This window comes from Leptolyngbya sp. NIES-2104 (assembly GCF_001485215.1).
Classification (GTDB): Bacteria; Cyanobacteriota; Cyanobacteriia; order Leptolyngbyales; family Leptolyngbyaceae; genus Leptolyngbya.
In genome coordinates, this window is sequence record NZ_BBWW01000001.1 from 4,608,522 (window position 1) to 4,626,724 (window position 18,203).

The 18,203-nt window shown below is 47.1% G+C and carries 21 protein-coding genes and 1 tRNA gene; 11 read left to right on the top strand and 11 right to left on the bottom strand.

What is annotated here, in order from left to right; genetic code table 11:
* Position 1: 1 nt before the first annotated feature.
* The 7 genes from menB to NIES2104_RS33560 form a co-directional block, all read right to left on the bottom strand.
* Positions 2-835 (bottom strand): 1,4-dihydroxy-2-naphthoyl-CoA synthase, encoded by an 834-nt coding sequence (menB, locus tag NIES2104_RS22120; RefSeq protein ID WP_059000393.1) that lies wholly within the window; start codon positions 833-835, stop codon positions 2-4.
* Positions 832-2,547, bottom strand: coding sequence for a 2-succinyl-5-enolpyruvyl-6-hydroxy-3-cyclohexene-1-carboxylic-acid synthase (gene menD / locus NIES2104_RS22125; RefSeq protein WP_059000394.1), 1,716 nt, complete (start codon positions 2,545-2,547; stop codon positions 832-834). The genes menB and menD overlap by 4 nt, the downstream gene beginning before the upstream one ends.
* The gene (locus tag NIES2104_RS22130) at positions 2,544-3,215 is read right to left on the bottom strand and encodes a Uma2 family endonuclease (RefSeq protein ID WP_059000396.1); all 672 of its coding nucleotides are present in this window, start codon (positions 3,213-3,215) and stop codon (positions 2,544-2,546) included. Before NIES2104_RS22130 ends, menD begins: the two co-directional genes overlap by 4 nt.
* On the bottom strand, positions 3,212-4,627 hold the full coding sequence (locus tag NIES2104_RS22135; protein ID WP_202815104.1) for an isochorismate synthase MenF: 1,416 nt from the start codon (positions 4,625-4,627) through the stop codon (positions 3,212-3,214). Before NIES2104_RS22135 ends, NIES2104_RS22130 begins: the two co-directional genes overlap by 4 nt.
* An 84-nt stretch (positions 4,628-4,711) precedes the next feature.
* Positions 4,712-6,088 carry a cytochrome P450 gene (locus NIES2104_RS22140; RefSeq protein ID WP_192843616.1) on the bottom strand — a complete coding sequence of 459 codons (1,377 nt, stop codon included), beginning with the start codon at positions 6,086-6,088 and terminating at the stop codon, positions 4,712-4,714.
* 83 nt (positions 6,089-6,171) lie between these two features.
* Positions 6,172-6,819: a response regulator transcription factor gene (locus NIES2104_RS22145; protein ID WP_059000399.1), complete on the bottom strand. Its 648-nt coding sequence runs from the start codon at positions 6,817-6,819 to the stop codon at positions 6,172-6,174.
* 255 nt (positions 6,820-7,074) lie between these two features.
* A complete protein-coding gene (locus tag NIES2104_RS33560) occupies positions 7,075-7,320 on the bottom strand; it encodes a hypothetical protein (protein WP_263971013.1) in 246 nt (81 codons plus the stop codon).
* Between the two features lie 201 nt (positions 7,321-7,521).
* Between NIES2104_RS33560 and NIES2104_RS22155 the strand changes: the two genes are divergently transcribed.
* From NIES2104_RS22155 to NIES2104_RS22185, 7 genes are all read left to right on the top strand, one after another.
* Positions 7,522-8,313, top strand: coding sequence for a hypothetical protein (locus NIES2104_RS22155; RefSeq protein ID WP_059000401.1), 792 nt, complete (start codon positions 7,522-7,524; stop codon positions 8,311-8,313).
* Positions 8,310-8,705 carry a hypothetical protein gene (locus tag NIES2104_RS22160; protein WP_059000403.1) on the top strand — a complete coding sequence of 132 codons (396 nt, stop codon included), beginning with the start codon at positions 8,310-8,312 and terminating at the stop codon, positions 8,703-8,705. Before NIES2104_RS22155 ends, NIES2104_RS22160 begins: the two co-directional genes overlap by 4 nt.
* 22 nt (positions 8,706-8,727) lie before the next feature.
* Positions 8,728-9,135 (top strand): hypothetical protein, encoded by a 408-nt coding sequence (locus tag NIES2104_RS22165; RefSeq protein ID WP_225895272.1) that lies wholly within the window; start codon positions 8,728-8,730, stop codon positions 9,133-9,135.
* Entirely contained in the window at positions 9,132-10,004 is an 873-nt protein-coding gene (locus NIES2104_RS22170) for a hypothetical protein (protein ID WP_059000411.1), read from the top strand. The genes NIES2104_RS22165 and NIES2104_RS22170 overlap by 4 nt, the downstream gene beginning before the upstream one ends.
* Before the next feature lie 87 nt (positions 10,005-10,091).
* Positions 10,092-10,328 carry a Calvin cycle protein CP12 gene (locus NIES2104_RS22175; RefSeq protein WP_059000414.1) on the top strand — a complete coding sequence of 79 codons (237 nt, stop codon included), beginning with the start codon at positions 10,092-10,094 and terminating at the stop codon, positions 10,326-10,328.
* Between the two features lie 274 nt (positions 10,329-10,602).
* Entirely contained in the window at positions 10,603-11,373 is a 771-nt protein-coding gene (locus NIES2104_RS22180; protein WP_059002011.1) for a hypothetical protein, read from the top strand.
* Positions 11,374-11,424: 51 nt separating this feature from the next.
* Positions 11,425-11,509 (top strand) — tRNA-Ser (locus tag NIES2104_RS22185).
* A 3-nt stretch (positions 11,510-11,512) separates the two neighbouring features.
* On the opposite strand, the gene miaB is transcribed toward NIES2104_RS22185, so the two are convergent.
* Both miaB and NIES2104_RS22195 read right to left on the bottom strand, forming a co-directional pair.
* Positions 11,513-12,865 (bottom strand): tRNA (N6-isopentenyl adenosine(37)-C2)-methylthiotransferase MiaB, encoded by a 1,353-nt coding sequence (miaB, locus tag NIES2104_RS22190; protein ID WP_059000416.1) that lies wholly within the window; start codon positions 12,863-12,865, stop codon positions 11,513-11,515.
* Between the two features lie 127 nt (positions 12,866-12,992).
* Positions 12,993-13,760: a choice-of-anchor R domain-containing protein gene (locus NIES2104_RS22195; RefSeq protein WP_059000418.1), complete on the bottom strand. Its 768-nt coding sequence runs from the start codon at positions 13,758-13,760 to the stop codon at positions 12,993-12,995.
* 181 nt (positions 13,761-13,941) lie between these two features.
* Between NIES2104_RS22195 and NIES2104_RS22200 the strand changes: the two genes are divergently transcribed.
* Positions 13,942-14,970 carry a hypothetical protein gene (locus tag NIES2104_RS22200; RefSeq protein ID WP_059000420.1) on the top strand — a complete coding sequence of 343 codons (1,029 nt, stop codon included), beginning with the start codon at positions 13,942-13,944 and terminating at the stop codon, positions 14,968-14,970.
* Here the strand turns inward: NIES2104_RS22200 and NIES2104_RS22205 are convergent.
* Positions 14,960-16,723, bottom strand: coding sequence for a tetratricopeptide repeat protein (locus tag NIES2104_RS22205; RefSeq protein WP_059000422.1), 1,764 nt, complete (start codon positions 16,721-16,723; stop codon positions 14,960-14,962). The genes NIES2104_RS22200 and NIES2104_RS22205 overlap by 11 nt on opposite strands.
* 211 nt (positions 16,724-16,934) lie before the next feature.
* Here NIES2104_RS22205 and NIES2104_RS22210 point away from each other — a divergent pair, with 211 nt between their 5' ends.
* Together NIES2104_RS22210 and NIES2104_RS22215 are read left to right on the top strand one after the other, a co-directional pair.
* Complete coding sequence (locus NIES2104_RS22210) at positions 16,935-17,150, top strand: DUF2281 domain-containing protein (RefSeq protein WP_059000424.1); 216 nt, start codon at positions 16,935-16,937, stop codon at positions 17,148-17,150.
* A 14-nt stretch (positions 17,151-17,164) separates the two neighbouring features.
* Entirely contained in the window at positions 17,165-17,551 is a 387-nt protein-coding gene (locus NIES2104_RS22215; RefSeq protein WP_059000427.1) for a type II toxin-antitoxin system VapC family toxin, read from the top strand.
* Here NIES2104_RS22215 and NIES2104_RS33565 read toward each other — a convergent pair.
* Positions 17,548-17,769: a hypothetical protein gene (locus tag NIES2104_RS33565; RefSeq protein WP_059000429.1), complete on the bottom strand. Its 222-nt coding sequence runs from the start codon at positions 17,767-17,769 to the stop codon at positions 17,548-17,550. The two genes, NIES2104_RS22215 and NIES2104_RS33565, sit on opposite strands and share 4 nt — an antisense overlap.
* 208 nt (positions 17,770-17,977) lie before the next feature.
* Between NIES2104_RS33565 and NIES2104_RS22225 the strand changes: the two genes are divergently transcribed.
* Complete coding sequence (locus NIES2104_RS22225) at positions 17,978-18,196, top strand: DUF2281 domain-containing protein (RefSeq protein WP_059000431.1); 219 nt, start codon at positions 17,978-17,980, stop codon at positions 18,194-18,196.
* The last annotated feature ends 7 nt before the right edge of the window (positions 18,197-18,203 follow it).

An 18,203-nucleotide genomic window follows, 5' to 3' on the forward strand; every position in this document is an offset into this window, starting at 1 on the left:
ATCACGGCAACCAGGGATATTTGCGAAAATCAGGCTTGCGTTTTTCCAAAAATGCCTGTTTGCCCTCAGACCCTTCCTCGGTCATGTAATACAGCATCGTGGCATTTCCAGCGAGTTCCTGTAGTCCAACCTGTCCATCACAATCAGCATTCAATGCCGCTTTGAGACAGCGAATCGCGATCGGGCTTTTCTCTAAAATTTCTTGCGCCCACTGAATGCCTTCTGCTTCGAGTTGATCCACGGGCACAACGGTATTCACCAGTCCCATCTCTAAGGCTTCCTGAGCGTTGTACTGACGGCAGAGATACCAAATCTCACGCGCTTTCTTTTGTCCCACAATCCGCGCCATATAACTCGCACCAAATCCACCATCGAAGCTGCCGACTTTCGGTCCGGTTTGTCCAAAAATTGCATTATCCGCCGCGATCGTCAAATCACACAGTAAATGCAAGACATGACCACCCCCGATCGCATATCCCGCCACCAGCGCAATAATCGCTTTCGGCATTGATCGGATGAATCGCTGCAAATCCAATACATTTAATCTAGGAACGCCTGCTTCATCGACGTATCCAGCGTGACCCCGAACACTTTGATCGCCTCCAGAGCAGAACGCATATTTTCCATCGGTATGAGGTCCGGCACCTGTGAATAGCACAACTCCGATGCGGCTATCTTCCCGCGCATTTGCGAACGCATCATAGAGTTCTACGATCGTTTTCGGGCGAAAGGCATTCCGCTTGTGGGGACGATTGATCGTGATTTTAGCGATGCCATCGGCTTTGTGATAAAGAATATCTTCGTAGTCTTTAACGCTCGTCCAGTCTGTTGTCATAGTGAATTTGCAAAGTGTTTTAAGTTCGTTTTTCGCCAGTTGGCATCTGAGATGCGATCGGTCTTCAATTCCAGCACTCGGATGCCCTGATCGGGAAGTAAGTGAATGCGATTGCGTAATTGCTCCCAAGTTTCGATGATTTCATGTTTGACCTCGTATGTTTGACAAAGTTTGGCAAAATCAATGTTTTGCGGAGTGGCGAAGAATTCTTCAAACGGCGGATCGAAAGGCGCGATCGGTAACATACCAAAAATTCCGCCACCGTTGTTATTAATCAGAACGATGGTGAGATGTCCTTGAAAATGCGATCGAATCAAGAATCCATTCGTGTCATGTAACAGCGCTAAATCTCCGGTCAACATCACCGCTTTCTGATGATGCGCGATTCCTAAAGCGGTTGAAAGTGTGCCATCAATTCCATTTGCACCGCGATTAAAAAACGGTCGAATGTTCAAATCATTCGGTTTCCAGAAATACTCGGCATCGCGCACAGGCATACTGCTAGAGATGAATAGCGGCGTTTCAGGCGGCAGGAATTGCGACAATATCCAAGCCGTTTTGCCTTCAAACAATGCGGTTTCTTGGATAAAAGCTTGATCGATCGTCTGTCGCATATTCGATTCTGCATTGAGCCAATCTTTGAGAAAGTCAGACGGCAGCAGTGTGAGAAATGAATCGATCGATTCAACTGCGATCGGAATATGCACGGTTTTGCCATGAATCGGATCAAGACTGCGATCGCTTGGATCGATCACAAATTGCAGCGGTTGAGTCGCATCCAACCACAAGCGAACTTCTTTACTGGTCGGCATTTCTCCGATTCGCAAAACAATCTCCGGCGCAAGTTTCTTAGCAAGCTCTTTGTTTCTTAAAATCGTGTCATAGGTTGAAATCAAATAAGGATTGAGACTGGCATAATTTCGCAGAGGAGAAAGGGCTTCCGCTAGAACGGGTAAAGAGAGCGATCGAGATAATTGCGCGATCGCTTCACAATATCGTTTCGGATCTTTCGGCTGTGCAACTCCTGCAATGATGACTCCTCGACGATCCTCAAATGAGGAGAATAATCGACTCACGGCAAGCTGTTGATCAATCGCCCAACCGGATACACCGAAATGCTCAAAGAAATCGTCCGGCAACTGATCGGGCATTCCCGATTGTTCGATCGGAGCTAACGGCTCCCGAAAGGGAAGATTCAAATGCACAACTCCTGGAATCGGATATTGTGTCTGCTGCATTGCGTTCATCATTGTCTGGCGCAAATATCGCAGCATTGATAATTCCGTTGAAGGAATCGCAATTTCACTGTAGAAATTCACATACGAGCCGAATAGTTTTTGTTGATCGATCGCTTGTCCCGCATTGCAATTTCTCAGTTCCGGTGGACGATCTGCGGTCAGAATTAACAACGACACTCGACTCTCACGCGCTTCCACCACGGCAGGAAAAAAATTTGCGCCCGCTGATCCAGACGTGCAAACTAAAACCACAGGATTATGAGTTCTTCGGGCAATTCCGAGCGCAAAAAAGGAAGCTGATCGCTCATCTAAAACGGGAATCGCTTCGATCTGAGGATGACGCGCAAAGGCAACCGTCAACGGAGTCGATCGAGAACCGGGACACACGATCGCCGTTCTCAATCCCGATCGTGCTAATGTCTCAACCAGCACCGAAGCCCAAAGCGTATTCACATTGCGAAAATCTAAATTCATTGCAGCGATTGAACAAACATTTGATGTTCAGGAGATTGAATTCCTGCCTGAACGGTTTCTAAAACTGCAATCATGTCGCCGTTTAGGATAGCAGCGACATTTAGCCACAATCCTGGAAAAACTTGCGATCGAATGATGCCCGTTTCATCCAGTGATAGAGTTTGATATTCGCCCTCTACAAGTTGAAACCAATCTAAACGACGCTCATAAGATTGCCAGATAATATATTCCTGCACACCATTACGGCGGTAGACTCGTTTTTTTGTTCCTGTATCGATCGCAACGCTACTCGCGGCAACTTCAATCACTAGCTCAGGAGCGCCCGTCAAATAATCATCACTATCAATTATCACGCGCCCACCCCGATTTTGCTCAAGAAACAACACGAGATCTGGCTGTGGTTCGTTGTCTAAATCTAAGCGAACTGTCGGATTATCACCGAGCCGAACTCCAGGCGTAAATGCTTTGTAAATCGATAACACCGCATTCAGATTACTATGAGGTTCCGCATGAGATTCAAAGCGTAACGCTGCTGCCACGTAAACCACTCCTTCGATCAATTCAGCTTTTTTAATGTGAGGTGAGGCAGTATATCGACGCTCAAACTCTGGACGAGATAAACGATCGCCGTTCTCCAAAGGTGGAATTTTGCTCAAAAAAGTGTTCATACGATGGCATTCAGTAAAGCTTTCAGTTTGAGTTGAACTTCAGCGAATTCCTTCTCTGGATCTGATCCTGACACAATTCCCGCGCCTGCGAAGAGTCGAGCACGATTTCCTTGCAGAATTGCCGATCGTATTCCTACCGCAAATTCGCCGTTCCCTTGAGCGTCGATCCACCCAATCGGAGCCGCATACCACGATCGCTCAAACGCTTCAAACGATCGCAGATGTTCACAGGCGATCAATTTTGGGGCACCCGCAACCGCAGGAGTCGGATGAAGTTCTGCAACCGCATCGAGTAGATGTAAATTCGATTTGATTGTGGCTCGAATGGGAGTTTGTAAGTGCTGAATATTTGGAAGTTGTAGCAGTCTGGGCGGTGAAAACTGCGGCGTTAAGTTCAGATTTCTTAAGTGTTGAGCGATCGAATCCACGACGACTTGATGTTCGTGTTTTTCTTTCTGACCGTTGAGCAAAGTTGCTGCAAGTCGAGCATCTTCGGAGCGGGTTTTGCCACGGGGAACTGATCCCGCTAAGGCTTCGGTGAATAAGCGATCGTGTTGGATTTTGACAAGTCTTTCTGGACTCGCACCGATAAAGGTCGCATTTTTGCCATTACTCGCAGAGAAAACATAACAGTTGGGATAGCGCGATCGTAGATTGCTCAATGATGAAACGAGATTAAACGGTAACGGTGAGGTGACATCTAACGCATCCGCTAAAACGATTTTATTAAAATGCTGCTGTTGAATGAGTTTTAATGCTGCGGTGACAGATTTTTGATAATGACCGGAATGTGAAACGGATTGCTGTTTGAAAAAAGGTTTTGGGGAATCGATTGCTAAGCGAATCACATTGTGTTTAATCGATCGAATTTTCTGAACTGTTCTTAAAGTCTCGTTTACTGCGGTTTTTAGATCGGTGTCATTTAAGATTTTTAAGTTTGCGACGATCGTCGATCGATTCTCAATTCGAGAAATTTGCCACGATGGAAGAAAGGCACGAGCAGCGGGAAATTGCGAATCGGTTGTGCGATCGAAAAAAGCAAAGTTGCAAAAAAAATGCGCTCCAGAGAAGTCAGTATCGCGTCCAAGGTGATGAGTTTTAGCGAGTGCGGTTTCAATCGATTGTTTGAGATCGACAAAGCGATCGCGACCTTCAGCCTGAAATTCTAATGCCGTATCAAATGCTAAAACCGCTTGATCGTTTTCAAAATAGAAATGTGTTTGATTCGGTTTGACCAATGCTTCTAGAACGGCTAGAAGATCGATCGCTTCAACAGGGATTGAAATGCTGGCGATACAGTAATCGATTGATTGAGAGATAGATTGTTTACACCTGAGAAGAAATTGGTAGAGTTCTTGAGAATCAAGCTGTGACTGAAGCTGAATCGCAGGCATAACAATCGTCCCAAACATCGGCAATCATTAGCCGATCTTAAATCACGGAGTGATCTACCCTTTGTAATTTGTAATGAAGTGAAGCAATTTTCGCCCAGTTCATTACGAATTATGAATTAGCTCAGGAATGATTGCCCGATCGCCTACCACCCTCAACCGAAACACATCCGGCGGCACAAACGTAATTCCTCGACGGGCAGGACGCACCGATCGATCGAGATTCGTTTCAAATTCATACCAAGACAGCACCGTTGCCAAAACCAACTTCATTTCAAACAACGACAACGCCATGCCGACACAACTCCGACTGCCACCCCCAAACGGCAAATATTCATAAGCCGAAAACTTTCGCTCTAAAAAGCGATCGGGATTAAAACAATCCGCCTGCTCATACGTTTTCGCCCGTCGATGCGCCAGATAAATACACGGAATCAAAATCGTTCCCGGCTCATACGTAAAGCCCTCAATCTCGATCGTTCTTTTCACCTTACGCGGTTGAGAAATCAACGCGATCGGATAAACCCGCAACGCTTCCTTACATACCGCCGTCAAATACGGAGCCTGCGACAATGCCACCGGATCGGGATTCTCACCCAACTGATCCAATTCTTGCCGTAAGCGATCGAGCGATTCCGGATGCCGATGCAACCAATAAAACGCCCAAGTCAGCCCCGATGCGGTCGTTTCATGTCCGAGCAACAACAGCGTCATCAATTGATCATGTAATTCCTGATCGCTCATTGATTCGCCTTGTTCGTCTCGCGCCATCATCAGCACCGAGAGAATATCCGTTCGATTCTGCAACGATTGAGAACGTCGATCGCTAATTTCCGCATAGATCAACGCATCGATCTGTGCCATCTGCTCTAAAAACTGTCCCCAAGGACTCCAACGCCCCAAATTTTGCTGAAGCATCGGGAAAAAGAATTGCGTTGAATACAGCGGCGAAGTAATTGCTTCTAACAATTCCGCTAACAATTGCTTTAATCGCTCGTATCTCACACCCGGAACTAACCCAAACACCACTTGGAGAATCACTTGCAGCGAAATTTCTGACATTTCTGCACGAACTGCGATCGCATCTCCGACTTTCCAATCAATCATTCGTTTCTGCGTCAACTGACAAATCAAATGCCCTTGACTGTGCAACTGTTCGCGATGCAGTGCAGGCATCAATAACTGTCGCTGTCTCTGATGTCGCGCTCCTTCCTGCATAATCAGCGATTGATTACCGACCAAGGGACGAAACACATGAGTCACTTTGCCAAACTCAAACGCATCAGCCAGCGTCGTAAACACCGCTTGAATCGCATCTGGATTACTGAGAAATACCACTGGGGGGGATTTTAGCCCCAGCACTCGTGTCGTGAAGGTATCTCCATATTGCGCCGCAGCCCGATCGAAAAACGAGATCGGGTCAGCCACAAGCGACAGAGTTTGAACAAGAGCAGGCGATCGCAATCCGGGCGGTAACATCATTCCAATTTTCGGCAATACACGCTGTTTCTAGTGTAGAGAATTCAGATTTTCCAACGTTGGAAATTTCAAATTCTTCAAACGATCTACAGCACCAAATGATGGTGCATCGCAAACCGCACTAATTCAGCCCGATTGCTCGTCTCAGTTTTCCGCAGCAAACTACTCACATGCTTCTCCACGGTGCGCGAACTCAGATGAAGTCGATCGCCAATTTGAATATTTGACAGTCCATCACTCAAGAGCGCTAATACTTCTTTTTCGCGATCGGTAAATGTAATCTTCAGATCAGAACTCGGTCTTTCCCGTTCTGCCTCTGAAGTTTCAAACTCTTGTCTCGATCGCCAACTCGCGCCGATCATTTGACTACGATCGAGCAAGTTCCGCACAATCGCCCCCAATTCCGGCAATTCAAACGGTTTCGCTAAATAAACATCACAGCCAAGCTGATAGCCACGAACGCGATCGTCCGTATCCGTGCGTCCAGTTAGAAACACGATCGGCAACAATCGCAATGCAGGTTTTCGCCGGACTTGACGAACCAATTCGTAACCATCCATTAACGGCATCGAAACATCGGTCACGAGCAAATGAGGCTGATACGTTTCGAGGAGTGCGATCGCATCTTTGCCATTTTCAGCCGAAACCACAGAATAACCCGAACATTCTAGATAGTCACTGATCGACAAGCGGGTTCCTAAATCATCTTCAGCAACGAGAATCGTGAGGGGCATGGAACACAAGTGAACGGTGATATGCCAATTATCAGTGGCATAGTCAGAACAAAAAACAGTTTACTAAGCAAGGCTTGAATGATAAAGCTTTTGAAGTTGAAGCGCCTTACTCATATCGTACGGGATTAGTCGGCGCAGTGGGCGATAGTCTCGATCCATAGGAGCACTATGCCGCAGAACTGCATTGACCAAAACACAAGGCGAACCGCTGAGATTGATTGCACCGTGGGGCACTCCGGGCGGAATTTTCACCACTTACGGTTGCAATTCGCTTAACGGAATGTATTGATACTTACGATTTTGCAACACAACTAAAATGAAACTGCCCCGCACCACAAGTAATTGATCGGTTTGCGTCCGGTGAACAAATAAATCATCGATCGTGCCTGCGGGAATATTCACCAACATTGTTTCATGGCTCGATTGCGGTGTGTAAAACTCTGCCATGCCGCCTTTAATCGATTCAAGCGGAAAAATTTCAACTTGCGTTTTTAAGCTCATGACCGACCTCCGTCGCTTTTCTTCAGTTTAAGCAACGAAATTTTTAATTTTTGTACTTACTATCAAAAAAGCGCACGTTTTATGGTAAAGCGAATTCTCTGAAAATGAATTTAATCAATACGCTTGACTTCTAGCCGTTAGCACATTAATACTATTTATAGTACTATCGTACTAGAGATTCACTTGCCCTAAGGAGCCGCGATGACAGAAGTGAAAACAGAAAGCCAATCCACCCGGATCATGCAAACCCAACCGACCGTCAAACGGCAGACCACAAAGTCGATCGCTGATCCAACGCGCACCAGTGAATCGATCCCAACGAGTGACGAGTCTACCACCGAAGCGCCCCCCACCAAAAAACGCCGCACAACGAAAACTGAAAAACCCCCCACCGCAAAACGGCAAGCAACGAATAAAACGCCAAATCAATCCGCTTCCACCCGCGTCAAACTCACTTGGGAAGCAACCCCCTCAATTGAAGCTGTTCTGATTCAATTTAACGAGCAATTAAACGCAACTTGGGCAGCGATCGACGATCTCAAAGCCACCGTCGAGAAAATGCAGGAACAGGACGGAACGCGATCGACTTCCTCGAATGTGCAATTGCCGCTTGAACGTCCCGCACAACCGCCCGTTAGACCGCCTCAGCCCTCGATTCCCACCTTCCGCCCCACAACACAGATTCCGGTCGGTCGGACTCGTCGCCGTAAATCCATGCAGCGCGTCATACAGCGATTGTTAAAACTCCCCGATCAGAATTCTGGAATTGCGATCGATGCTGCTCTTTGGGTGTTCGCCGCAGCAGGATTGCGAGTCGGTTTGAGCTATCTTGTGACCTTGCTCCCGATTCTGAAATTTCCGGTAATTCTGTTGATGTTCGTTCCCGCATTACTTGCAGCTTATGCAGCACTGTTTATTCCTCAAGCCAATCGGATTGGAATCTACCGATTGTTACTGGTGACATTGGGATTGTTCGTTGGAGGAAAACTATGATCGAAAAACTCAACTCCAATCAGTTACTCGCGGGAGTTGCAGGAATTTTAGCGCTCGGAATCTTTTTTCAAGCAATGGGACTACCCTCGTTTGGAAGTAAGGAAGCAGCTTTGGAATGTCAGGGAGCGGTGCGATCGCAACAATCGACTTCCAAAGACGACCTCGCCCGACTGATTCAGATTGACACCGGAAACTCAAAAGAAGCCATTCGCAAACTGCTTAAAGAGCCGTACTGTGTCCTACCCTCGATCTCTGTGCGAACGGGAGCACCGACCGATCGCGAAGTGTACCGAGTTGCCTCTGATGCCCTAGAGAAAGCCACCTCCCAAACCTATCTCGTTGTTTCGTATGAAGGCAATCAATACCAGGGCTACCGCTTCTGGATTCGCTAAGTTCGCAGGGGTTCTACTCCTGATGTCCGGTTGTTCTGCGGCAAAACCCGCTGAGAACACCATTCCAGAACCCAAACTTTACCAAAGTTGGCAACTCAAACCCGGAGACGACATTGCTGGAGCAAAAGTGATCGGAGGACTCGGAGATATTTCGATCGCGCTGAACGGCAAATCCGTTTATGCTCCATCCGATGGGAATACGTACATTGATAAACGCGGCTGTGTGTACTTTTCTGGTGCAGATACGCCCGCTTATCTATTTCGCCTCTGTGGACTCGAAAAACCCAAGCTTGGAGCATTGAGCGAGGGAGACAAAATTGCGACTGGACAAATGCTGCAATTTGCGACTTTGCTCAAACAAGCCGACAACAGTTGGGCACTCGTCGAACCTGATAAAAGCCTCTTGCAACGCACCCTAAAGCCACGATGAAAAAGATTGTTTCCCTGATGATGAGCGTGATTGTTCTCACGTTATCTGGAGCAAGATCAACGCAAGCTCAAGGATTACTCAATTTCAACCCAAAAGCCTCTCAATCTGCACCGAAGCTATCTAAGGCTCAACCTGCACCGATCGCACAAAAAGCAACTAATAAACCCGCGATCACGTTCCAAGTTCCTGAAAATGATCCGGTTGCAGTTACTCCGGTTCAGCCAGTGTTTCGACCCGTTGAGAATGACGATCGCTTAGTCGCTATGGCTCCCGATGAACTATTCGACGGCGGTTCCAATTCTCTCGTTGCTAGAGCAGTTGGAAGTGCTGAAGGAACTCGCACACCGGATGGCAACAAAACTTGGGCGTACTATGGACACACCGATCCGGGAAATGGGGTCTGGAATATGGGCAGCTTTTCTTATCAGCATGGGGCAGGTTCGCCAGATGAAGCCGATCGTCGTCAACTCAGCCGATTACGCGGACAGTACAACATGATCGAACAATCGGCGCGTTCTGTCGGACTGCGGCTCGGATTAGAAGAACAATTAAACGGAATCGATCTAGCAAATCAGGCTCCCCTTGCAGCATTAGAGCGAGGCGGATATGTCGATCGATTAAGAGAAGCTTATGCCCAAGGATTACGCGGTTCCGAAGCGGTTCTACAAGCGCGGACTTACTCGTATATCAACCCCCGCACCAATCAATGGGATGCTCCTGGACTGGGAAATAATTTTCATAGCATCAGTCGCGATCAGGCGCGGCGGCAGAATGCGATCTATGATGCGATTCAGAATCATCAGCAGCAAATTGCTCGATCGCGATCACAAGATAATTCTAAACTCAGCCAGATTCCTGAGAATCCTTAAATTAAAGGCAAGAGTTTTTCAAATCAAAAAATCCGGAGGCACACTGAAGATATCAACCCAATCTTCACTACACCAAGGGATAAGGTTATGACTCAAGCAAAAGAAGGGATCACGATCGAACAACGCCTTGACGAATTGGTTAATCAAGCTCATTCAGCCTGTGGCGAAAACGGCATGATGTCCGGTGAATGTGCCACCGCTTGGGATGCGGTCGAAGAAGTTCAAGCTGAGATTGCCCATCGTCGATCGGATGTGAAAAGTACGCTTAACGTCTACTGCGATGAGAATCCGGATGCGGCTGAATGTCGCATTTATGACGTTTAGACGATCGTTGTTTCGATGCTAAATCTCCTCCAATTGGGTGAATCAACTGGGCGAGGTTATGCAAATTCCGCCTTTTTACAATGAAAGCATCCGAAACGAAAGAAGCAAGTCAAAGCGCCTTGGAACTCTCCATCTAAGCGCAAATTAACCTCTCTGAAGCAGAAAAGCGACGCTTTAGCAATTGCATACACCTCTCAAGCAGCGATCGACGATCGCTGCTTTTTTCTTTGTAGTTCCAATGGGCACACTAAGCGAGTGTGTTTATTCCCCGATCATGACCCATCCTCTACACCCGGACTCGATCGAGAATATCCTACAAAAACTGCCACCCGAAGCGAAATCCTGGGCGGAAAGCTTACCTTGGAATCATCGCCGCTACGTTTTATCGCTCTGTCACTTACTGTGTGCTGCCACTCCAGAAGTCAGAGCCGAATTTTTAGACGAATACACCGCGAATGGACTAATTTCTAAACTCGTCGAAAATGAAGAAATTCGTCAGAAAGTCACACTCAACTTAGACCGATTTCAGATTAAAACCGAACTCACCGAAACGGCTCTCAGAAACTACATTCGTCAGTTCTATATCCATTCCGCTCAAGATTCGAGAATTAAACCAGACTTAATTCTCGAATCGGCATTGCGAGTTGTCGCTAGCACCGAGGAACGCAATCATATCTACAATTACATTCTCGGTTTTGAACTGATCAAACTTCTATTTCGGATGAGTTGGCTCCAGCATGAACGCCTGTATCGACTGCAACGCAATCAAGAAGAATTTATTGCGCTCTACCTGAAACCGATTCAACAAACCCATCGACTAAATCAAATCATTGTGCCGAGGGATGAAAATCTGTTCTTCGCGCGTCGAGATTATTTTGTGCAACTGCCAGAGATTTCAGACAAGAAATTAACCGAGCTGGCGATCGCAACTTTCACCACGGACATTATTAGTAATTTCGGCTTTTCTGTGATTCGACATCCGGACGCGATCGTGTACGATCCCGACTATATTTTTCAGGTTGATATGGAAGCAGCATTTGATTGAGATTTGACGATCGCATTTGAGCCGAACTAGGCTAAAATCATCCAAGTGCCTGGAGAGGTGGCAGAGTGGTCGATCGCGTTCGACTTGAAATCGAATGAACCGAAAGGTTCCGTGGGTTCGAATCCCACCCTCTCCGTTCTTATAGCCGAGCTTCGATTAGCGCCTGTCCAGTCAAGCTGAATGGGCGAACTTCGGTAATTTTGACTTTGACTAATTTTCCGCGCAGTTCGTCGATCGAGCCTGCAAAAAAGGTCAATCGATTGCCGCGTGTCCGTCCCATGACCTGAGTCGGATTCTTCGGGTTTTGCGCCTCGACCAAGACTTCCTCAATTCGTCCTGCATAGCGTTGAGAACGTTCGGCTGCCATTTGCGACACTAATCGATTGAAGCGCTGTAATCGATCGGCTTTCACTTCCTCAGATAACTGATTCTCCCAAATTGCGGCAGGGGTTCCCGGACGTGGAGAATAAGCGGCAGTATTGATCAAATCAAAACCAATGTCTTCCACGAGTTTTAGCGTATTTTGGAATTGCTCTTCAGTTTCGCCGGGAAATCCAACGATCGCATCGGCACTAATCGACGCATCGGGCATATATTCGCGAATCGTATCGATAATTCGACGATACCGCTCGTGCGTATAGCCGCGAGACATTGCCCTTAGCACTTCATTATCACCCGACTGAAATGGAATATGAAAATGCTCACAGACCTTCGGCAACTCAGCACAAGCGCGAATTAATCGTTCGGTGAAATAACGCGGATGGCTTGTCGCGAAACGAATGCGATCGATGCCTTCCACATCGTGCACAAAGTAGAGCAAATCCGTGAACGTGTGCAGGTGTCGCCCTTCTGGAGTTGCACCCGGTAAATCGCGTCCATACGCATCAATGTTCTGACCGAGCAACGTAATTTCCTTGTAACCCTGAGCGGCTAACGATTCAATTTCTGCCCGAATCGCTTCAGGGGTGCGAGACTGTTCCACGCCGCGCACACTCGGAACCACGCAGTATGTGCAGCGTTCATTGCAGCCGTAGATCACATTCACCCACGCGGTGACTTCACTATCGCGTCTTGGTTTCGTAATATCTTCGACAATGTGAATCGGATCGGTTGCAACGACCTGATTTCCGTTAAACACTTGTTCGAGCAAATCTTCGAGCTGATTCGCGTATTGCGGACCCATAACTAGATCGAGTTCCGGGACGCGACGTAAAAGGCTCTCTCCTTCCTGTTGCGCGACACAGCCAGCAATCACGATCGTAATATCAGGATTTTCTTGTTTGCGTTGCGCTTGCCGTCCTAGATACGAATAAACTTTCTGCTCCGCATTATCGCGAATCGTGCAGGTATTGTAGAGAATTAAATCAGCTTCATTCGGTTCTTCTGACCATTCAAAGCCCATTGTTTCTAAAATTCCAGCCATGCGTTCGGAGTCTGCTTTGTTCATTTGGCAGCCGAATGTCGTGATGTGATAGCGACGAGAAGCAGTCATGGGCGACAAGAGGGAATAAACTCAGACCCTCATTCTAGATTGATTCTGTAAGATTTGTAGCGAATTGAAAAAAGAGCGATCGTACTTAATTAGGTCGATCGCTCTCCTCAACTCTTCAGCCTGTCGTCTAGGCTTCAGCCGTACTTTTCGCTTTGTTTCTGGCGCGTCTCACGCCACCGATAATTCCCGACACGATTAGCCCAGGAATCGGCGTGAATGCAAATGGAACTGGAGTGATCTCAGTGGCATCGATCCTGAAAGCGTTTCTAAGACCATTACCCTCGCCCCAATTCAAAGAGCCATTACCCGTGAATTTGTATCCCTGAGATGACCATCCTGAGCCGTTTAACGCAGTCGGCAGATCGCCAGGAAGGGCATTCCCGTTTGCATCTTCGAGTGCAACACCGTCTTGATCGACTGGACCATTTTCAAACCAGTTGTAAGTACCGCCACTCAGATACAGCCAGTAGGTTGTGTTGGGTGACAATGTGGTAGTAGCCGTGGGAGTGAAAATGAAGTTCCGCCGTCCTCCATTTCCGGGCAGGGCAGTTGTACGAGACAGCGAAACCACAGTCGTTCCAGGATCGCCATTGTTGTTAGAGCGAAGTTCGACGATCGGAACATCTCCCAAATCAAGGCTGACTAATCCTAACGTGACGGTGTTGAGAGTCCATTCTCGACTATTGGTGGTAAAGCCTACAGCTTTTCGCTGTGGAGAGGACTGTCCAGTATTTGGATCAACGTTGCTATCGTTAATCACAGTAGAGTTGGTATTAGTAATCGGAAGAATGTTGTTGCCAAACACCGCTAGTGCATGAGCTGGGATCGCCCAACCCATAGAAACGATCGCTGCTCCCGTCGCACCCAAAGGCAAGAGACTTGTTTTATGTTTCATCGTTGAATTACAGAGAGTTTGCCTGAATCGTACTGTCAAAAACTGAGGCGGTAGCTCGAAAAAATGCTTAATTCGATCGCGAAATTTACCCAGATCCTCGTGAAATTACGATCCTTGATCCGCAAAATTCACGAGGCGTTTTGGGCAACCTGGCATTCGTAGTCGAATTCCTTATGAATCTATGTTGGCTCCAACCTTCAAGCTCAGACTGAAACAATTCTCGATCGTCATTTTGTTCATCTTCCTGTTCTGGTGCAGTCAGATGACGGATGCCTTGGCTGCTCAACCCAAAACCTGTCGCATGGGCACATACATCACCGCACTCCGTGACCTAGAACCTGCCACAAAAGCGTTTGGAGCAGATTTTTGGCTCTGGAGCGTGTGCCCATCCAAAGACTTAGATCCAATCAAAAACATCGAATTTGTCAACGCAGTCAAAATCGAAAAAATGTACAACAGCGTTACCGAGCGCAAAGACAAAACCGGAAATTTTCAAGCGCAAGATAAAGTGTATTGGACACAGGAAAAAATCAAAGCCACACTCGCGCATCCTTGGGACGTGCGAAACTATCCCTTCGATCGACATACGCTAAAAATTCAACTCGAAGAATCTACCTTTGATACGTCTGCTTTCGTGTATGCACCTGACCTTAAAAATTCTCGTTATCGGAACAAAATGCGGGTCGAAGGCTGGCGAATCACAGACTTTCAGATCACTCCAAAAACAAGCCTGTATGAATCGACTTTTGGTGATCCAGAGCTAACGACCGGAAGAAGTGAATACACTGGCATGGACATTGAGATCAAAATTCAGCGCTACAAAGTCATTACGTTTCTCAAAGTCACAGCGGGTGTTTATGCAGCCGCATTGATTACTTTGCTGTCGTTCTATTTTACGGACAGTGGATTCCTTAGTTCGCGAATCGGTTTACTGAGTACAGCAATGTTTGCCACGCTTGTGAATATCCGAGGCATGGAAAATATTTTGGGGCGAACTGAGCAATTGACCTTAGTTGATAAAATTCACATTACGACTCTTATGTATATCTTTTGTGCGGTTGCAGCCTCGATTTATTCTCATTGGCTAGTCGAGAGAAAACGCGCCGAGCAAGCATTAAAGTTCGATCGACGATTGTGCTTCCCGCTCTTTACCATCTCTTTCGCGATCGCCAACGGCTTACTGATTTTTCAAGCGATTCTTAGGGGTTAGTTTGTTGCAGCGATCGAATTGCGTTTGCTGCTTCTTGTTGCGCTTTTGGATTGTTCTGCTGTTGATAAAGCCGTTCCGCTACTCGATAATCTTTGAGCGCTGAGGATTTATCGCCTCGTCTGGCTGCCAGATTTGCTCGATTAAAATACGCATCTGCCAGCGCTGGATCGAGCCGGATTGCCTCGTTATAGTCAGAAAATGCCGCATTTACATTGCCATTGTTCGCGTATTCGATGCCGCGATTGTAGTAGAGATTGGCGGCGCGATTGGCGGGAGTCGGGCTGAGATTGATTGCATTCGTGTAGGCTTCGATCGCTGCATTACGATTTCCCGATTGTGCTCTCTGAGTGCCTTCATTAAACCAGCCTTCTGCACTGGCGATCTGAGGACGCGATCCCGGAAAAGGCTGGAACAATGCCCAAAGCACCGCACCAAATAAAGCTAACACCGCTAAGCTTGCTAATCCTAACCGGACAAGTTCCGGCGAAATGTTGCGCTCTTGCAAAAATCGAGAAGCCGGATCATTAGCAGGTTCAACTTCTTCATCGGGCGATCGCAGTAATCGCCGCTCACGGAGAAACTGAGTCAGTCGATTCCCACCCGAACTTTCAAGCGGTGTGTCGCTTTCCACGGTTGCCTCAACTGGAATCGCGACAGGTTCTTCAGTTACAGGTTGAGTCACAGCAGGTTCAGCCACAAATGTCACAGCCGGAATCGGTTCAGTCGCAAACGGATTCGCGGGCAGTTCAAATTCTTGGCGAAGCTGTAATAACTCAGCTTGGGTATTGTCGCTGAGTGGAGATTCCCGCTGACTGACTTCTTCGCGAATGCGATCGAATTGTCGCTGTTTTTCCTGCATCAATCGATGCGGCAACATCGCATCTTCTCGAATCGCACTGGCAACCGCTTGTGGAATGCCTTCTTTGACCTGACGCGCTTGCAGAATGTTGTGACCGACGATCGAAATTTCTCCCTGACTTGCAAGCGCGATCGCTTGTCTACGAAATTCGAGATAAGGCGCATACACAATCACCATCGCATAGCCGTCTCCTTTGCTGTGAAGCGTGGGAGACAGTGCAGGATGTGTGTATTCCAGATGTTTATCAATGTACGAATGCAGTTCGCTGACGTTAACGGTTCCATCGAGCGGCTGATTCGCGCCACCATCCGCCATTCCAGTTTCTAAAGCATCAAGTAGAAATTGCGTGTATGTAGAATACCGTTTGGATTTGTGTTCGATCGAATAATCGATCAAGGTCGGTGAAGTTAGTAATGCCCGACGAACGCTGCTGAAATCTTGTGCGATCGCTTGAAAGTCCTGATCTGAAATCATTCCTTTCGCAAATGTGCCTGTGAAACAACAGTCGAGAACGACGACTTCTTGATGCGATCGACAAGCTTCGAGTTCAGATTTTAATTCAGAAAGTGAGTAACCCGTAAGTTCTAAATTGGCTCGAATCGTATCGCGACAAGGGAAAAAGAGTTGTCCTTGGTCATTTAGGATGGCGTGACCAGAAATGTAAATTAGTGCGGTTTCTTCTGGATCGCGCAGAGTGCAAAAAGTCTCGATCGTTTCTCGAACTTGTCTGAGGGTCGGATTTGCCAGCATCATGACATCATCCGTTCGACTGGCACCGATGTCTGGACGACGAAGCAGTTCTTGAAGGGCTTCGACATCGTGAGTGGTAGCAGACAGAGCAGAAATACTGGAATCATCAAATTGTCCCAGGTTAATCAATAGTGCTTCTGTCATGTCAGTTCCCCGATTTGCAATTCAAGTGCTTCTTCCAGCGATTGTACAGAATTTTATCGGATTGAAAAGTGAATTGATGTGAGCGGACTGATAAAGTGAATCGCGATCGTTTTCTCCACCGCGAACTCCTCGACTACTTTATCCAGTTGCGCGTTTAGCTTGGCACATCGTCTCGCCGTTATCATAAGAATAAAACTACAAACAAGTTACTATGTTACAAACAGAAATTCTGAAAAGCCTGCAACAACTACCTGAGCCGCTTCAGCAAGAAGTGTTGCACTACGTCGAATTTCTCAAGGCTCGATATGCTCAAACCCCTTCAGAAGAAAAGCCTAAAAAACGGGGTGCACTTGGCTCATGGAAAGGCAAAATCATCATGTCAGACGATTTTGATGCTCCGCTAGAAGATTTCAGAGACTACATGTAAGACCACACCAGACGATGAACTTATTGCTTGATACCCATACCTTCCTGTGGTATTTGCAGAATGATCGAAACTTGAGTCGCACAGTCGCAGAAATTCTTGAATCTACTGAAAACACGCTTCATGTCAGCATCGTCAGCCTGTGGGAGATTGCGATAAAACTTGGACTCGGCAAGCTAGATCTGCAATCTTCCTTCGATGATTTGCGAAATTCATTAGATGAGTTTCAGATTGAAATCTTACCCATTCAATTTGAGGATATTCAGCAGTATCTTAACCTTCCACTTCATCACCGCGATCCGTTTGATCGAATGCTCATCGCTCAAGCCGTCAAACATTCCCTTGTCCTCGTCAGCCGAGACACAATCTTAGATGCCTATCCGATTCAGCGGCTCTGGAGTTAGAGCGGTTTCGGAATCATCCCCAACCGATCGATAATCAGTTCTTCATCGTGCGATCGCTCTGGATTCGGAGCCGTTAGCAGTTTCGCACCCGTAAAGATCGAATTCGCACCCGCAAGGAGCAGTTCTTGAAGGGCTTCAACATCGTGAGTGGTAGCAGACAGGGCAGGAATGCTGGAATCATCAAATTGTCCCAGGTTAATTAATAGTGCTTCTGTCATGTCAGTTCCCCGATTTGCAATTCAAGTGCTTCTTCCAGCGACTGTACAGAATTTTATCGGATTGAAAAGTGAATTGATGTGAGCGGACTGATAAAGTAAATCGCGATCGATTTCTCCACCGCGAACTCCCCGACTACTTCGCCCAGTTGCGCGTTTAGCGTGTCTCATCGCCACGCCGTTATTATGAAAATAGAATTAGAGGAAGATTATGTTGAAAACAGAAATTCTAGAGCGACTTGAAAAACTGCCGGAATCGCTTCAACAGGAAATCATCCACTACATTGAATTCTTGAGCGATCGATATGCCGAAAAAACCGATGAAGCGATCGCTCCGCAGAAAAAGCGAAAAGCAGGACTGCTGAAAGGCAAAATCATCATGTCAGATGACTTCGATGCTCCTCCAGAAGACATGAAAGATTATATGTAAGGTTAAT

Excerpts from the sequence above, each read along its gene's own strand:
- menB (WP_059000393.1), bottom strand. The coding sequence starts at position 835 with ATGACAACAGACTGGACGAGCGTTAAAGACTACGAAGATATTCTTTAT.
- menD (WP_059000394.1), bottom strand. The coding sequence starts at position 2,547 with ATGAATTTAGATTTTCGCAATGTGAATACGCTTTGGGCTTCGGTGCTG.
- NIES2104_RS22130 (WP_059000396.1), bottom strand. The coding sequence starts at position 3,215 with ATGAACACTTTTTTGAGCAAAATTCCACCTTTGGAGAACGGCGATCGT.
- NIES2104_RS22135 (WP_202815104.1), bottom strand. The coding sequence starts at position 4,627 with ATGTTTGGGACGATTGTTATGCCTGCGATTCAGCTTCAGTCACAGCTT.
- NIES2104_RS22140 (WP_192843616.1), bottom strand. The coding sequence starts at position 6,088 with ATGATGTTACCGCCCGGATTGCGATCGCCTGCTCTTGTTCAAACTCTG.
- NIES2104_RS22145 (WP_059000399.1), bottom strand. The coding sequence starts at position 6,819 with ATGCCCCTCACGATTCTCGTTGCTGAAGATGATTTAGGAACCCGCTTG.
- NIES2104_RS33560 (WP_263971013.1), bottom strand. The coding sequence starts at position 7,320 with ATGAGCTTAAAAACGCAAGTTGAAATTTTTCCGCTTGAATCGATTAAA.
- NIES2104_RS22155 (WP_059000401.1), top strand. The coding sequence starts at position 7,522 with ATGACAGAAGTGAAAACAGAAAGCCAATCCACCCGGATCATGCAAACC.
- NIES2104_RS22160 (WP_059000403.1), top strand. The coding sequence starts at position 8,310 with ATGATCGAAAAACTCAACTCCAATCAGTTACTCGCGGGAGTTGCAGGA.
- NIES2104_RS22165 (WP_225895272.1), top strand. The coding sequence starts at position 8,728 with ATGTCCGGTTGTTCTGCGGCAAAACCCGCTGAGAACACCATTCCAGAA.
- NIES2104_RS22170 (WP_059000411.1), top strand. The coding sequence starts at position 9,132 with ATGAAAAAGATTGTTTCCCTGATGATGAGCGTGATTGTTCTCACGTTA.
- NIES2104_RS22175 (WP_059000414.1), top strand. The coding sequence starts at position 10,092 with ATGACTCAAGCAAAAGAAGGGATCACGATCGAACAACGCCTTGACGAA.
- NIES2104_RS22180 (WP_059002011.1), top strand. The coding sequence starts at position 10,603 with ATGACCCATCCTCTACACCCGGACTCGATCGAGAATATCCTACAAAAA.
- miaB (WP_059000416.1), bottom strand. The coding sequence starts at position 12,865 with ATGACTGCTTCTCGTCGCTATCACATCACGACATTCGGCTGCCAAATG.
- NIES2104_RS22195 (WP_059000418.1), bottom strand. The coding sequence starts at position 13,760 with ATGAAACATAAAACAAGTCTCTTGCCTTTGGGTGCGACGGGAGCAGCG.
- NIES2104_RS22200 (WP_059000420.1), top strand. The coding sequence starts at position 13,942 with ATGTTGGCTCCAACCTTCAAGCTCAGACTGAAACAATTCTCGATCGTC.
- NIES2104_RS22205 (WP_059000422.1), bottom strand. The coding sequence starts at position 16,723 with ATGACAGAAGCACTATTGATTAACCTGGGACAATTTGATGATTCCAGT.
- NIES2104_RS22210 (WP_059000424.1), top strand. The coding sequence starts at position 16,935 with ATGTTACAAACAGAAATTCTGAAAAGCCTGCAACAACTACCTGAGCCG.
- NIES2104_RS22215 (WP_059000427.1), top strand. The coding sequence starts at position 17,165 with ATGAACTTATTGCTTGATACCCATACCTTCCTGTGGTATTTGCAGAAT.
- NIES2104_RS33565 (WP_059000429.1), bottom strand. The coding sequence starts at position 17,769 with ATGACAGAAGCACTATTAATTAACCTGGGACAATTTGATGATTCCAGC.
- NIES2104_RS22225 (WP_059000431.1), top strand. The coding sequence starts at position 17,978 with ATGTTGAAAACAGAAATTCTAGAGCGACTTGAAAAACTGCCGGAATCG.